Origin of the sequence: Chryseobacterium sp. KCF3-3, assembly GCF_045865955.1 — a bacterium.
In the GTDB taxonomy this organism is placed as follows: Bacteria; Bacteroidota; Bacteroidia; order Flavobacteriales; family Weeksellaceae; genus Chryseobacterium.
The window spans coordinates 2641933-2656986 of record NZ_AP035792.1; the positions used below are offsets into that span (position 1 = coordinate 2641933).

Here is a 15054-nt window from a genome sequence, read left to right on the forward strand (position 1 = left end):
TTATGCATTTAAAATTTCGTTAAACAAATTCATCAGTTCTTCATTGGCTTCCTGCCCGCCGTTTTTAGATTTAAAATAATCTTTGAATAAAATATCAATATCCTGACTTAAATTGATTTCATGGTTTTGATCTTCTGATAATTCCAGATTTTTTACTTTGGGGATAAGGTGAACAATTCCGTTGTGAGACTGATAAATTAATCTTCTTTCGTCTGCCGTTAAAAAAGTCTCACTTTCCAGCGTAAGTTCTATAAATGTATTGGGATTTTCACCCAGCCACTGAACAGCATCATCAATGGAGGTAAATGTTTTTCGGACTAAAGCTCTGCCGCTTTTCAAGAGTTTCTTCTCGTAGGAAACTGTTTTTCCAGGTTCTACCTCAATAATGGAAACATACTTCGTTTGTCCCGCTTCACTAAAGCTGTAGCAAAGGGGAGAAGATGAATAAATAACCGGTTTCTCCTTCGTACCGATATTCTGAAAACCATGAAGGTGACCGAGGGCTGTGTATTGAATCTGCTCAGGAATACTGTCTGAAAAAATCAAATCCGCATTGCCTATCTTAATTGGTTTTTCTCCTTCTGGTTCTTCCAACACTTCTGCACCTCTTTTATTCATATACAAATGAGCCGTCAGAAGATTTACTCCGGAATCATCACAAAACTGATCAGCAAGGTTTTTCCAGGTCTGTGAAAGCACTTTGTTGATTTCTTCCTCTTTATTTTCTCCAAAGTATTCCTTTAATCGGATTTCATTTGCGAAAGGAGTGTGAAGAATTCTTACAGGAAAGTTGATCCCATCAATTTTCAACTCGATAAAACCTTCTTTTGAATGTATAATGTTGAAATAATCTGTACCGAAAGGGTTGATTTCAGCTTTAGGATGACCTATTAAAATAATTCCACATTCCCTTGCCAAAGGATCGGGAGCATCAATTAAGCTCGGAGAATCATGATTACCGGAAATAGCAATCACAGGACGTTTACCATTTAATGATAAACGTTTTAATGTTTTATAAAAAAGTTCAGCAGCCTCTACACTTGGATTGAAATTATCAAATAAATCTCCGGCAATGAGAACTAAATCAACGTTTTGTTCATCGGCCATCTGAACAATTTCATTCATAACCAAAACCTGTTCTTCCAGTCTTGAAAAGCGGTCGAGGCGTTTACCCAAATGCCAGTCGGCAGTGTGGAGGATTTTCATAATTTAAATTTGAGAATTAAAAAGAGTATATGCAACGTAATTTTCAATGGGCTTCACAGAGAATTATTTGCAGGTATTACAATGTAAATATAGAGAATACTTAATTTTTAAAAATAAGGTTTCCCTTAATTCAGACAAAAACTTTCAGACAATATTGTTATAATCAACTATAATTGGTCATTTTAAATCTGAGGTTTTTTAATCCGGATAGGTTGAGTAAAGAACGGTTTTATTGTTCGTTATCAGCTTCTCTTGCTTTGAAATCTTCCCGGATTTGTTTTAAACGTATTTTCCTTTCTGCTTCTGCATTTTGGATTTTACGTTTTTTCTGATCAATTTTCTTTTTATTTTTTTTCCTGTTCGCTTCGTTATTTTTGCTCATATTTTTTATGGGTAATAAATAGCTTCTTCAAAAATAAGAAACAAAAAGGGAAGAAGAGGTGTAGATTTCCGTATAAACTTATAATAAATTAATTTTGTAAAAAAAAAGATGGAACAGCAGTCCAAAGATCCTTTACACGGAAAAAGACTGGATGCTATCCTTGAAGAACTGGTAGAATACTATCAAGGTTTTGAAAGGCTGGGCGAACAGATCAATATAAAATGTTTTACAGATAACCCAAGTATCAACTCTTCCCTGAAGTTTCTGCGGAAAACACCGTGGGCCAGAACAAAGGTGGAAAGCCTGTATCTCTTTATGCTGAGACAGAAAAAAAGAGATGAAAGTAGAAAAAAATAAAGGCTGTAAAAAGAAGATCTCTATTTCTTTATGCTTTTCATAACTTCCTTCTTCCAACCTCCAGCCTCCATGCTCACTGAATCATTTCAAAAACATTATATTTGTATTATTAATCGTGAAACAAAATCACGAAAAAAAGAAAAAATATGACAATCGAAAACAATCACGTTGTAGCTGTAAAGTATATACTTCATACTATCGAACCAGATGGAAGTAAGATTCTTGTAGAAGAAACAACAACAGAAAATCCGCTTACATTTTTGTATGGTGTAGGAATGATGATTCCTAAATTTGAACAGAATATCCTTGGTTTGAAAGCTGGAGATACAGCTGCCTTTACAATTCAGCCTGAAGAAGCTTACGGTGAAAGACAACCGGATGCTATTGCACAATTACCTGTGGAAATGTTCAAAGAATCAGGGCTTCCACCTGTAGGAGCTATTCTTCCTTTATCAGACAATCAGGGGAATAACTTCCAGGCTTTTGTAGTAGAAATTACTCCGGAAGTTGTAGTGGCAGACCTTAACCACCCAATGGCGGGTAAAGTTTTAGATTTCCAGGTGGAGGTTTTAAACACTCGTCCTGCAACTGAAGAAGAGTTGGCACATGGTCACGCTCACGGAGTTGACGGAAACGAAGCTCACTAAAAAATAAAAAAATGTCCGGTTTTTCGGATATTTTTTAGAGATAAAAAATGAGCCACAGAATTATCTGTGGCTCATTTTTATTTATAAGGTTATAATTATAATAGGTATTGAATGCCTGGCATTCTCCTCTTCTGAAGGGGTGGCGAAAATTCAAAGAATTTTTGACGGGGTGGTTCTATACGCAAAGCATTACTCCACAATATATTTCCTCAACAGCTTTACTAATCCAAAAACTCTCCAGAAACATAATACCAACGTTCATGCATTTTCTGAAAAACAGAAAACTCATGATGAACTTGTGAATGGCCGTCCTGATCCGTATAATAAGCTTTAAATTCTACATGGTTTAAAGCCGGAGTCCGGATGATTTCCAGTTTTGTCCATTGATTGATTTCTCCCCATTCCTGAAGATCTTTCTTATTATGGTATTTTCTTTTTCCCGGAAGAGTAGTCTCCATCAGATATTCCCCATTCGGAATGGCAAAAGCAGAAAACCTTGAGCGCATCAGAGCTTCAGCAGTAGGAGCGTGTTTTTCTCCGGAATGATAAGGTTTACAGCACTCTTCGTAGGATTTTCCTGAACAGCATGGACAGTTCATATATCGTATTTTAAATTTTGAATGCAAAAATAATGAATCTCATTAGAAAGGACTTCTGCCTATTTGAATTTTATAATGGAATTAATATGTTGAATTATTATATATTCAATAGAAACGGGCTTTAGCCCGTTCAAAATAAATAAACAAAAATCCACCGGCTTCAGCCGAAACATAGAAAATTTTATGTATCGCAAATACGTAAAAAAAAGAAGCACTCTAATTAAAGAATGCTTCCATTGATTTATTTAATAAACCCTCTGTTTCTCAATAAAGGTTTGATATCCGGATCATGTCCTGTGAAGTCTCTGAATGCCTGATTCAGGTCTACAGAATTTCCTACAGAAAGAATATATTTTCTGAAACGGTCACCATTTTCTCTGGTTAACCCTCCATTTTTACTGATCCATTCCCATGCATCATTATCCAATGTTTCAGACCATAAATAGGCGTAGTATCCTGCAGAATATCCACCTCCCCAAATGTGAGCAAAATAAGGAGTGTGATATCTTGGCGGAACTGTTGCCAAATTGAATCCATGGCTTGCTAAAGATTGTTTTTCAAAATCCAGAACAGGAATAAACTGGCTGTCATTGCTTACTGTATGCCAATCCATATCAAGTTCAGCAGCAGAAACTAACTCTGTAGTCATGTACCCTTGATTGAAAGTAGATGCTTTTTTGATCTTATCTACCAAAGCCTGTGGAATAGGCTGTTTTGTTTCATAATGTACAGCATAATTCTTCAGAACAACCGGATCTAAAGCCCAGTGCTCATTGATCTGAGATGGGAATTCTACGAAGTCTCTCGGTACATTCGTTCCTGAAAGTGAAGGATATTTCTGGCTGGCAAACATTCCGTGAATAGAGTGACCAAATTCATGGAAGATCGTTGAAACATCATCATAACTGATTAATGAAGGTTTTCCTGGTGCCGGTTTCTGATAATTATAGCAGTTAACAATTACAGGTTTTGTTCCTAATAAATAAGACTGTTCTACAAAATTACTCATCCATGCTCCACCGTTTTTAGAATCTCTTGTATAGAAATCCAGATAGTAAATAGCGATAGATTTTCCATCGTGATCGAAAACTTCATATGTTACAACATCCGGATGATAAACCGGAAGGTCTGTTCTTTTTTTGAAAGTCAGTCCGTAGAATTTTTCAGCAGCGAAGAAAACTCCTTTTTCAAGAACGGTTGTGATTTCAAAATAAGGTTTTATTTCACTTTCATCAAGATCAAACTTAGCTTTTCTTACCTGTTCAGCATAGAAATTCCAGTCCCAAGGCTCTACTTTGAAACCTCCTTTCTGCTGATCAATAAGATCCTGAATATCTTTTGCTTCACGTCTTGCTGTTTCCACTGCCGGAGTAGCAATCTGATTCATAAGCTTAGTTGCTGCTTCAGGCGTTTTTGCCATTTGATCCTGAAGTTTCCATTCCGCAAAGTTTTTCTTGCCTAAAATCTGTGCTTTCTTCAGTCTTAGTTTAGCAAGCTGCTCGATGGTAGATCTCGTATCGTTGGCATCTCCTTTCTCAGCTCTGGTCCATGAAGCTTTGAAAAGTTTTTCTCTCGTAGCTCTGTTTTTTAAATTCTGAAGAAGAGGCTGTTGCGTTGTATTTTGTAAAGGCAGAAGGTATTTTCCTGGTTGTCCTGCCGTTTTGGCGTCAGCTGCTGCAGCAGCGATTTCATCTGCAGAAAGTCCGTCAAGCTCTTTTGCGTCAGAGAAAAATACACCTCCCTGCTTTCTTGCTTCCAGTAATTTGTTGGCATATTGAGTAGAAAGAGAAGCCAGTTCCTGATTAAGCTGCTTTAATTTTTCTTTATCAGCTGCAGAAAGATTTGCTCCTGCGATTTCAAAATTCTGCTTATAATATTGTAAAAGTCTTTTGCTTTCAGAATCCAGACCATCTTCTTTGATGGATTGTATTCTTTTAAAAAGATTTTCATTCAGGTATAGTTTATCAGAATGTGCAGCAAAGATAGGTGCATATTCTTCATCCAAAGCCTGCAAAGTAGGGTTTGTATTCGCACTGGTAAGGTTTGAGAATACAATTTGTGCTCTTCTCAGTACTTCACCACTTTTTTCCAATGCAACGATAGTATTTTCAAAAGTAGGAGCAGCCGGATTATTGGCAATTTTTATAATTTCAGCTTCATGTTGCTTTAAACCATAATTAAAAGCAGGTTTGAAGTGTTCGTTTTTGATTTTGTCAAACTCCGGAGCTTCGTACTGAAGCTTGCTCTTCTTCATAAAAGGATTTGAAGATAAAGAGGGATCAGGTGCAGGTAGCTCCTGTTGAATATCGGTCTGTTTCATTGTAGTACAAGATTGATTGAACGCCAAGGCAGAAATTAATAATACCGATGAAATATTCTTCATAAATATAGTTGTTATTAAAGCATAAAGATATTAAAAACTTGCATCATAGGATGTATTTTGGCGAATGTATTTATGTAACCTGTTGTATGAGTGTTTTACAATGAATCTTTTAAGTACCTATGAATCGGGAATGTCTTTTCTGAAAAATCAGTATTGCATACAGTTGCAGTATTTTCAAATGTAATGTAATATTTTTCATAAATTAGTTGTCATTTAATGAAAGAAATTAACAAAAATAATTAACAAAAGGAATAAGCATGAAAACAAGGACTTTATTTATTTTTTCAGCCTTAGCGGCATTGGCCTCATGTAATGATAAACATGAGAACCGAAACAGAGACAGAGAAGGAGACAGAAGTAATTGGGTAGAGAAAGTAGTCAGCAAAGAAAGCGGCCCGATACAGCATAAAGAATTTAACGGAGACTTTGATGAAATTCAGGTTTCACAGGCTATTGAAGCAGAAATTATAAAATCTGAAACCGAGAAAGTTGAAATCTCGGCACCTCAAAGTATCATTGACGAAATTCTGGTGGAAAATGATGGCGGAAAACTGCATATTCATTATAAGCCGGGGATCAGAGTGATGAACATCAGCAAAGTGACAGCTAAAATTTATACAAAAGATTTTAGTAAGCTTGTTGCTGATTCAGCTGCGAGAATTATTATAAAAGATAAATTTACTCAGGAAAAAACAGGTATAGAAGCATCAAGCGCAGGAAGTATTTCCGGAGATCTTGAAGCTAATGATATGGATATCAATGTAAGCAGCAGCAGCAGCTTCGATGGGAAAATATGGGCCGTAAATCTTGATATTGAATCTTCATCAGGATCAACTCTTGATCTTTCCGGTAAAGCAAAAAAGGTAGACGTAAGTGCTTCTTCAGGAAGCAGCGTTTCTGCAAAAGGAGTTATTGCTGATAATGTAGAAGCTGATGCTTCCAGTGGAGCAAGTATTCATATCAGTGCTGTTTCCAGTGTGAATGCAGGTGCTTCATCCGGAGGAAGTGTGGATATCTCGAAAAAAGGAGAGCTTAAGAGTGTGATAAAAGACGAAAGTAGCGGTGGAAGCGTAAACATCCAATAAACTAATCCTGGGATTCTTCCTCATCTTCTTCATCGGTGGATGAGGAACCTTCCCAGTTTTTATTATCAAAATTAAGATTATCGTATGCTAATAATTCCTCCTCACGCTGGAGGATTTCTTTTGTGGTAAACAGAGTAATGTCATCATTGTTTTCCTTCATTTTTGCCAGCTTTCGGACAGATGCTTTATCAATAGCCATAAACCTTTGGCCAAGACGTCTTGCAGCATATTTTCTCATTCCTGTTTCATGAAGTACATCCACGGCCATATCCACAGCTGTTCCTAGTGTTTCACGGTAAATATGATGGACGCCATTGTTCAGATAATCATAGGCATCAATCCTATTTTTTGCTCTTACAAAAATTTTTACTTTAGGATAATGTTCACGGACAAGTTCCGCAATGAATTTATTATCATCCGGATCATCCAGACATAAAACCAGAATTTCAGCATCTTCAATTCCGGCAGCCCTTAAAATAGGAATCCTCGTTGCGTCACCATAATACACTTTAAAACCATAGCTTCTTAGCAGTTTAACACGGTCAGAATCACGATCCAAAACGGTAGCTGGTATTTTATTGGCTTTTAAAAGACGTCCTACTGTACTTCCGAAATGCCCAAAACCTACAATAATGATTTTCTTTTGAGCCACATTGCTGTCGAGAATATTATAATCATGTTCCTCTTCGGGAATTTCTTTAATAAATTTTGGAGTAATAAACTTGTCATTAATGATCAGAAGAATAGGAGTGATACACATGGTGATTGCCGTAACAGCCATCATCTGAGCATTCATCTCAGGACCTAAAAGATAAAGGTCTGATGCATAGTTAAGCAGTACAAATGCAAATTCTCCTACCTGAGAAAGGGCAAAAGCATAAAAAAGACTTTGAGGAGTATCTATCCTGAAAAACTTTCCGATTACATATAGAACCACAAATTTTACGGCCAGCACGGCAAAAACAGTACTGAAAATAAATAAGGGATCCTTCTGAATGATATTAAAATTAATGGTTGATCCTACACTCACAAAGAAAACAGCTAAAAGCAGGCCTTTGAAAGGATCTATTTGTGCTTCCAGCTCATGACGGAATTCACTGTTGGCAAGCATTACTCCAGCGAGGAAAGCTCCTAATGCAGGGGAAAGGCCAATAACAACCATCAGCTCTGAAACCCCAATAACCAAAAATAATGAAGAAGCAGTCAATAGCTCTGACATTCCTGATTTTGAAACATAACGCAGGAAAGGAACAAAGACATATCTACCCAGCAAAATAAGCAATGCCACTCCAAAAATAACCGTTCCGGCTTGAAGCCACTCCGGGAGTTTCTGGATCAGAATCTGAATTTCATTGTCATGATGCTTGGCTTTATAATTGGCCAGAATAGGCAATATTGCCAGAATAGGAATCACCGAAATGTCCTGAAACAACAGGGTAGAAAATGAAGCTTCTCCAGCGGTAGTTTTGAGATTATTTTTTTCCTGTAAAGTCTGCAGAACAATGGCAGTGGAAGATAGAGCAAAGCACATGGCAATAGCTATCGCTTTGTCTACTCTCCAGCCTACGCTTGTGAATACCAGGAAAAGCAGAAGAATGGTAAGAGCCATCTGAGACAGTCCCAGACCCATTATTTTCTTTCGCATTTCCCAGAATTTCCGGGGCTCCAGTTCCAGACCTACCAAAAACAAAAGCATGATCACTCCAAACTCGCTGGCATGCATAATGTCATTGACATTGTTTCCTGTAAGTTTAAGGGCATAAGGACCTATGATAATTCCTCCTAAAATATAACCGATGACAGAACTCAACCCAAATTTCCTGGCTAATGGAACCATAATAATGGCTACACCGAGAAAAATTAATGTGTTCATCGCTAAGCTGGATTCCATATGCTATTGATTGAGGAGTTCTGTAAATTCTTTTTTATGTAAAATAATTTCTTTTTTAGAGAGCTTGTTGGCTTCGTATACGATTTTGATATGCTTAATATCTGCTTTGAAGACCTTTAATGAAACAATAAGCCCGCTGATGAGTTCATCTATGGTATATTGATAAGTGCCGGTTTTACTGAAAGATCTTTCTTTTCCGCCGGTGGTTACGAGAATATAGACTTCTTTTCCTTCCAGAGGATTATGTTCACCTTCTTTAAGCCAGTCTCTGTCGAAAACTTCATCAATCCATAATCTGAGAAGAGGAGGCATTCCGAACCATATCAGGGGAAACTGGAAAACAAAACGTTCGTAATTTTTAAGACGCTTTCTTTCCCGGAAAGCTGCGATATGAAAGTCAGGATATTCTTCGTAAAGATCTCTTAGGGTATAATGCTGGTGGCGAACGTAGAAATTGATGAGCTCTACATTCGAATTGGAGTGCTCCAGATAAGGGTGTGCAAATACTACCAGCGTCTTCTTCATAATCCTGTTTTCAGTAAATATAAGAAAAATATTGAATAAACGGTATTTTTTTAACGCTTTTGTTAATTTTTTACTATTGAAAACTGAATTTAATGTTAAGATTAAATGAATATGGGATGTATTTTTAGCATTTAGATAAAAAAATAATTATTTGTTATTTTGAATTTGTATCCCTTTTAATTTTTTTTTGAAAATATAGAAATTGTAAATAAGGGCTAACAAATAAAGTGAAGAGGGGCTGTAAAAAATAAGCAACGTAGAAAACGGCCCTTTAATGTTTTGCAGGATTGTATAAATATGAATGACTAAAGGGAAACAAAAGAATGAAATAATACTAAGGAATAGCTTATTTCTTACCTGTACCAGTAAATTGAAGAATGCAGTCATCGAAGATAAAAAGCAGCATAGTAAAATAAAAAGAATATAAAAGATCATTATTATCAGTACTTGGCTGCTTTCTGATCCCCCAGAACTTTTAGAGGCTAATATAGTGATGCTTAATGATAGTCCCAATGAAAATAGAAACGAATAAAATAACCGGCTGAGAATTTCTTTCCCCATTTTCTGATTTGGTTGTGAATGTTATAAAAGAGTATAATTTATTTCTTGAAACTACTTATCATTTTACGGATATCCTCACGTAGAATAGTAAGCATATCCTGTTTGGTGACTAAGTATTTATCATCTTCAGGGTTCTCAGTATGCTGATACCAGTAGACATCTTCTTTTATAATTTGTAAATGAGAAGGGAGGTCTTTTATTTTAACAAATTTAGAATCTCCGTTAATACTTACTATTTTTTCTGAATAATCATTTCCTGTATCTTGTTTATATAAACTTTTTATAGCCCTGTTTTCTTTTTTAGGGTTAGCATAATGAGCGGATTCATAAACAAAACCAAATTTAGATTTTTCCGAATAGCAAACAGCAATAACGGATTCTTCATCATTAATTTTCACAATTCTAAAATCACTGAGCCATTCAAAACCTGCATTTTTCATTTCTTCTTTTAAAATTGCACTGGCTTCTAATTTATTTAACCATATGGTGTATAGTCTTTTGCTTTTTAGATTTTTTATATTGTTGTTATAAAAATCATAATAATTTTCTGAATTTATTTTCTGAGAAAATGTACTGATTGAGAAGAGTAAGAAGAAAAAAACAAATGAAAACTTCATGGGATTAGTTAAATAAAAATTGCAGTAAATTCGAAATAGAACTTAATATTATAATGTAAAAATGATATAAATATAAGAGTTTACCAACCTCCGGATGCGCCACCGCCTCCAAAACTTCCGCCACCGCCGAAGCCTCCGCCACCGCCGCCGGAACTTCCTCCGCCAAAGCCACCTCCTCCGAAGCCGCCTGGGAATGGGAAGAAACCGCCAGGATAATTTCTGCGTCCTCTTCTGGTAATGATCACATCATCATCGTCGTCATTATTTCCACCACGTCCGCCTCCTCTGTTTCCAAAAAGGATAGCAATAATGATGAAAATAATAAAAGCAATGATAAGAACTTTAAAGGCACTTCCATTACCGGAAGGAGCTGTTGTAGCTACAGGTTTGAATTTTCCTTCAACAGCCTCCATAATAGCTGAGGTTCCACCATTGATTCCATCATACCAAAGTCCTTTCTTGAAATTTGGAGTGACGATGTAATCTAAGATTTGTCCTGCTACTGAAGCAGTAAGATATTGCTCTACAGCGCGTCCCTGTTGGATAGACATGGTTCTGTCTTCTGTGGCAATAAGGAAAACCACTCCGTTATCCACACCCTTTTTTCCGATTTTCCATTTTTCCCCGAACATGGTTGCCAGAAAATTCACATCTTCCCCTTTGGTAGAGCGGATGATGACGACTTCAATTTCCGTTGAGGTAGAATCTGCAAACTTGATTAGTTTATTATTAAGTGCATCTTTTTCCTGCTGAGAAAGCAATCCGGCTTCATCAAAAACAGGATAGAGCACTGGAGGCTTTTCGGGAATGGTGTATTGTGCTGATACAAAAGTGTAAAAGCAGAGTAGTAAAAATGAAAATACTATTTTAAGAGAACGTAATTTCATTTGGGAGTTGGTTTGGATTTTCTCCTTCTACAGGAAAATGTTTTTTGAGTTCAAGTCCTGTTTCCAGGATAGCACTTTTCAGCGCCTGATAATAATTTCCTTTGGCAAATTCAGCGGTGATATAATCGTGAAGATGATCCCAGTAAGACTGTTTTACTTTTTCATGAATTCCAATATCTCCAATGATGGTAAGGTATTTTTGTTCAAAATTGACATGGAAAAGCACTGCATTTCTGTCTGCTGTTTTATCCATATCCAGTTTTTTGAAAACATCAAATGCAGTTCTGGCATCACGGTTTTCCGTATTGGAATCAATATGCACTCTGATCTCTCCTGTAGAATGATCTTCCGCAGATTGAATCGCTTCCACAAGGGAAGCGATCTGTTGATTTGTTAGGAAATTACCCATTATTATTTGAATACTTCAGGGGCTTTCTGAGCGCCTGCGTCAGCTTTGAAATAAGGTTTTTCTTTGAAGTTGGTGAAATTCGCCAGAATATTATTCGGGAAAGTCTTGATGGAAGTGTTGTAATCCTTCGCAGCATCATTATAGTAAACCGTTTCAGTTCTGATACTGTTTTCGATAGCGGTATATTCTCTTTGGAAGTTGATATACTGCTGATCTGCTTTTAGGTTAGGATAAGACTCTACTACAGCCATCAATCTGCTTAATGCACCCGATAATTCTCCTTGTGCTGCCTGGAATTTTGCCAGATCAGCTTCGGTCATATTCGTAGGATCAATATTGATAGAAGTTGCTTTAGAACGAGCTTCCACAACTTGTGTTAAAGTTTCCTGCTCAAATTTTGAATACGATTTTACGGTTCTTTCCAGGTTAGGAATAAGGTTCGCTCTTTTCTGATATACAGTCTCTACATTAGACCATTTTGCGTTTACCGTCTGTTCTTTGTTGACAAAGCTGTTATATCCGCTTTTTCCCCAGAAGAATAGAATAGCAACAATAATAAGAAGGGCAATACCAATGGTTCCTGCACCCAGACATCCTTTATTTTTCATAGTTTATTTTTTTAAATTTTTTGTGCTAACCAAATATACAAATTATGTGCTAATTTTGTAAAAAATTATTTGAATGACAACAATAGTGGTGGCAATGGGAGAGAAAAATGAAATTGGTTTTGAAAACCAGTTGCTTTGGCATCTTCCCAAAGATTTGAAACATTTTAAAGATATTACTTCAGGGCATCCGATTATTATGGGGAGAAAGACCTATGAAAGTATTGGAAAAGCTCTTCCGAACCGTACCAACATTGTTGTGTCAAGAAAGAAAGACTGGTTTGAGGAAGGAATTCTTATCGTAGGAAGCATCAAAGAAGCATTGAAATTTGCTAAGAAGATTGACGAAGAAGTTTTTGTTATCGGAGGAGGAAATATCTATGAGCAGACTATGGATGTTGTGGACAGACTTGAAGTTACTTTGGTGAAAGCAGATCTTCAGGCTGATACATTCTTTCCGAAAATAGATCCTAAAATCTGGAAAATGACCAACGAAATCTGCCATGAGAAAGATGAAAAGAATGGCTATGATTTCTGTTTCCAGACGTTTGAAAAAATCAAAAAAGAAGATTAGATGTCAATAGTCAATTTTGCTTCGCAAAGTGAATCGTGAATTTTCTTACAGATACAAAAATTAATAAGCGCAGCGAATTGACCATTCACAATTGACTTTTTGAACTTTAAGCTCTAAATTTATTATCTTTGCACTTCTAAAATTTAATAATGAATAAATACATAAAAATTGCAGTAGCAGCAGTTCTTATCCTGTTAGGACTTTATATGATGATTTTCACAAGAAATCTTGGATGGGGTATTGTTGTTTTTCTTTTGGCTGCATTTCCTATCTTACTCTTCTTTAAAAATGAGTATATCTTATTGGCATTCTGGCAATTGAGGAAACAAAATATGGAAAAAGCCGGAGAATGGTTATCCAAGATAACAGATTATAAAGGACAACTTCATAAGACTCAGTATGGATATTTTCACTATTTATCAGGACTGACACAAGCTCAGGATCACCCTGCTAAAGTAGAACCTTTCATGAAGAAGGCTTTAGAGTATGGTTTGAATATGAAACACGACAGAGCAATGGCTACTTTGAATCTTGCAGCAGCTGCTATTTCTAAAGGAAGAAAGCAGGAAGGTCAGAAGTTGCTGGAAGAGGCAAAAAGACTAGACAGCGCAGGAATGATGACGGATCAGATCAAAATGATGAAAGATCAGTTGAAAATGCCAACCATGCAGAAGCATATGCATAACCCGAATATGAGAAACAGAGGAAAATTCTTCTAGTTAAACTAATATATAATATAAAAGAGGCTGTCCTAAAAGGACAGTCTTTTTTGTACGACCCATTACTGTCCGATAAAAAGTATAAATACATTGAAAATATTAATATTTACGCTATGAATTAACAGGTCGCTCCTCCGGAGCTCTCATTTTAAAACAAATACGTTCTATTAACAGTCAGCTCCCATTGGAGCTAAATTTGATCCCATCGGGATCTGCTGTTAGTAGAAAAATGAAATCCCCATAAAATAAAGCTCCCGAAGAGCGACCTGTTAATTCTATTTAAATTTTATCGAACAAGAATGGTTTTTAAATTACATTTCCGAGTTTTGATCATATCCGTAAAATTTTGGCATCTGCCAGTGGTATTTCACTGCGAAAGTTCGAATGGCAACGATGAGTAAAATGGTGAAAATCTGAATGAAAGTGTATGACAGTGTGGTATATTGGGTCATCAGCAAAAATGCTGCTCCACCTACGATACATGCTGTGGCATAAATTTCCTTTCTGAAAATTAATGGAATTCTATTGAGTAATATATCCCGGATAATCCCTCCGAAACAGCCTGTAATAGTTCCTAATGCAATACAGATCATAGGATGAATTCCAGCATTTAATCCTTTCTGAACTCCGATAATGGTAAATAGTCCAAGCCCGAAGCTGTCGAAGATAAATAAAGTTACCTTGAAGTTCTTTTCAAGAGATTTGAATATCATGGAAAAAATACTGGTCACCAGAATCAGGGTACACATAAGAATATCATGCATCCAGAATACAGGGATATCCAGTAACAGATCTCTTACAGTTCCTCCTCCCACAGAAGTTACAAATGCAATAATAAGCACTCCGAACGGATCAAGCCGTTTCTGCATCGCTGCAAAACTTCCGGACATGGAAAAGGCAATGGTCCCAAGGACTTCTATCGCAAAATTGAACTGTTCGTGCATATATTATGAATGATAAATGATAATTGATGAATGATTTTTTTTGCTTAAGCAAATTCTTGGCCATTGTATCAATTATCATTTATCGCTTATCAAATATTGTTTAGTTTATCTCTCCACTCTCACAGAGTCCGGAACCATCAGTTCATATTCGCCGCCGTGGTTAATAACTTCCCTTACAATGCTGCTGCTGATGAATGATTTTCCTGAGGAAGTCAGTAAGAATACGGTTTCCAGCTTTTTGTGAGCTAACGTTCTGTTGGTATGGGCAATCGCTTTTTCAAATTCAAAATCTGCCGGGTTTCTCAATCCTCTGATGATGTACTGAGCATTTTTTTCAAAACAGTAATCTACCGTTAGACCTTCAAATGAATCTACTTCCACATTGGGGAATTCTGCCACTGAATTTTGAATGAATTCCATTCTTTTTTCAAGAGGAAACATATATTTCTTTTGAGAATTCTGCCCGATTGCAATAATTAATTTATCAAATAGCGGTGCCGCTCTTTCTATAATGTCGTAATGTCCTAGTGTAATAGGGTCAAAAGACCCTGGAAAAACAGCAATTTTCATGTTGTACGAGTTATGATTTTGAGTAGTGTATTATGAGTTAAAAGCTATGTATTTATTATTTCTAACTTCTAACCTCTAATTTCTAACTTCTAT

Annotated in this window: 17 protein-coding genes; 5 read left to right on the top strand and 12 right to left on the bottom strand. The window is 36.3% G+C overall.

Going from position 1 to position 15054, the window contains the following annotated elements:
• A complete protein-coding gene (locus tag ACKTTZ_RS11810) occupies window positions 1-1206 on the bottom strand; it encodes an exonuclease SbcCD subunit D (protein WP_034693314.1) in 1206 nt (401 codons plus the stop codon).
• 229 nt (window positions 1207-1435) lie between these two features.
• Entirely contained in the window at window positions 1436-1588 is a 153-nt protein-coding gene (locus ACKTTZ_RS11815; RefSeq protein WP_185103641.1) for a hypothetical protein, read from the bottom strand.
• Between the two features lie 108 nt (window positions 1589-1696).
• Between ACKTTZ_RS11815 and ACKTTZ_RS11820 the strand changes: the two genes are divergently transcribed.
• The gene (locus ACKTTZ_RS11820) at window positions 1697-1945 is read left to right on the top strand and encodes a VF530 family DNA-binding protein (RefSeq protein ID WP_034693317.1); all 249 of its coding nucleotides are present in this window, start codon (window positions 1697-1699) and stop codon (window positions 1943-1945) included.
• Between the two features lie 146 nt (window positions 1946-2091).
• Window positions 2092-2592 (top strand): peptidylprolyl isomerase, encoded by a 501-nt coding sequence (locus ACKTTZ_RS11825; protein ID WP_034693319.1) that lies wholly within the window; start codon window positions 2092-2094, stop codon window positions 2590-2592.
• Between the two features lie 221 nt (window positions 2593-2813).
• On the opposite strand, the gene ACKTTZ_RS11830 is transcribed toward ACKTTZ_RS11825, so the two are convergent.
• Both ACKTTZ_RS11830 and ACKTTZ_RS11835 read right to left on the bottom strand, forming a co-directional pair.
• Window positions 2814-3191, bottom strand: coding sequence for a YchJ family protein (locus ACKTTZ_RS11830; RefSeq protein ID WP_407848953.1), 378 nt, complete (start codon window positions 3189-3191; stop codon window positions 2814-2816).
• Window positions 3192-3432: 241 nt separating this feature from the next.
• Window positions 3433-5574: a M3 family metallopeptidase gene (locus ACKTTZ_RS11835; RefSeq protein WP_407848955.1), complete on the bottom strand. Its 2142-nt coding sequence runs from the start codon at window positions 5572-5574 to the stop codon at window positions 3433-3435.
• A gap of 257 nt (window positions 5575-5831) precedes the next feature.
• On the opposite strand from ACKTTZ_RS11835, the gene ACKTTZ_RS11840 reads away from it, so the two are divergent.
• Window positions 5832-6659, top strand: coding sequence for a GIN domain-containing protein (locus tag ACKTTZ_RS11840; RefSeq protein ID WP_407848957.1), 828 nt, complete (start codon window positions 5832-5834; stop codon window positions 6657-6659).
• A gap of 1 nt (window position 6660) precedes the next feature.
• Here ACKTTZ_RS11840 and ACKTTZ_RS11845 read toward each other — a convergent pair whose 3' ends face one another.
• The 6 genes from ACKTTZ_RS11845 to ACKTTZ_RS11870 all read right to left on the bottom strand — a co-directional run bounded on the left by ACKTTZ_RS11845 (window position 6661) and on the right by ACKTTZ_RS11870 (window position 12157).
• Window positions 6661-8550, bottom strand: a complete 1890-nt coding sequence (locus ACKTTZ_RS11845) for a monovalent cation:proton antiporter-2 (CPA2) family protein (RefSeq protein ID WP_407848960.1) — start codon at window positions 8548-8550, stop codon at window positions 6661-6663.
• A 3-nt stretch (window positions 8551-8553) separates the two neighbouring features.
• Complete coding sequence (locus ACKTTZ_RS11850; protein WP_034693331.1) at window positions 8554-9075, bottom strand: NAD(P)H-dependent oxidoreductase; 522 nt, start codon at window positions 9073-9075, stop codon at window positions 8554-8556.
• Between the two features lie 599 nt (window positions 9076-9674).
• Window positions 9675-10253: a hypothetical protein gene (locus ACKTTZ_RS11855; protein ID WP_034693333.1), complete on the bottom strand. Its 579-nt coding sequence runs from the start codon at window positions 10251-10253 to the stop codon at window positions 9675-9677.
• A gap of 80 nt (window positions 10254-10333) precedes the next feature.
• Window positions 10334-11140 carry a TPM domain-containing protein gene (locus ACKTTZ_RS11860; protein WP_407848963.1) on the bottom strand — a complete coding sequence of 269 codons (807 nt, stop codon included), beginning with the start codon at window positions 11138-11140 and terminating at the stop codon, window positions 10334-10336.
• On the bottom strand, window positions 11121-11549 hold the full coding sequence (locus ACKTTZ_RS11865) for a TPM domain-containing protein (protein WP_185103643.1): 429 nt from the start codon (window positions 11547-11549) through the stop codon (window positions 11121-11123). The genes ACKTTZ_RS11860 and ACKTTZ_RS11865 overlap by 20 nt, the downstream gene beginning before the upstream one ends.
• Before the next feature lie 2 nt (window positions 11550-11551).
• Window positions 11552-12157: a LemA family protein gene (locus tag ACKTTZ_RS11870; protein WP_034693337.1), complete on the bottom strand. Its 606-nt coding sequence runs from the start codon at window positions 12155-12157 to the stop codon at window positions 11552-11554.
• 73 nt (window positions 12158-12230) lie between these two features.
• On the opposite strand from ACKTTZ_RS11870, the gene ACKTTZ_RS11875 reads away from it, so the two are divergent.
• Both ACKTTZ_RS11875 and ACKTTZ_RS11880 read left to right on the top strand, forming a co-directional pair.
• A complete protein-coding gene (locus tag ACKTTZ_RS11875; protein WP_034693339.1) occupies window positions 12231-12728 on the top strand; it encodes a dihydrofolate reductase in 498 nt (165 codons plus the stop codon).
• Between the two features lie 149 nt (window positions 12729-12877).
• Window positions 12878-13447, top strand: a complete 570-nt coding sequence (locus ACKTTZ_RS11880; protein ID WP_034693340.1) for a membrane protein — start codon at window positions 12878-12880, stop codon at window positions 13445-13447.
• 311 nt (window positions 13448-13758) lie between these two features.
• Here ACKTTZ_RS11880 and ACKTTZ_RS11885 read toward each other — a convergent pair whose 3' ends face one another.
• Both ACKTTZ_RS11885 and coaD read right to left on the bottom strand, forming a co-directional pair.
• Window positions 13759-14391: a trimeric intracellular cation channel family protein gene (locus ACKTTZ_RS11885; RefSeq protein WP_034693342.1), complete on the bottom strand. Its 633-nt coding sequence runs from the start codon at window positions 14389-14391 to the stop codon at window positions 13759-13761.
• Window positions 14392-14496: 105 nt separating this feature from the next.
• Window positions 14497-14961, bottom strand: a complete 465-nt coding sequence (coaD, locus tag ACKTTZ_RS11890) for a pantetheine-phosphate adenylyltransferase (protein WP_034693345.1) — start codon at window positions 14959-14961, stop codon at window positions 14497-14499.
• Window positions 14962-15054: the final 93 nt, after the last annotated feature.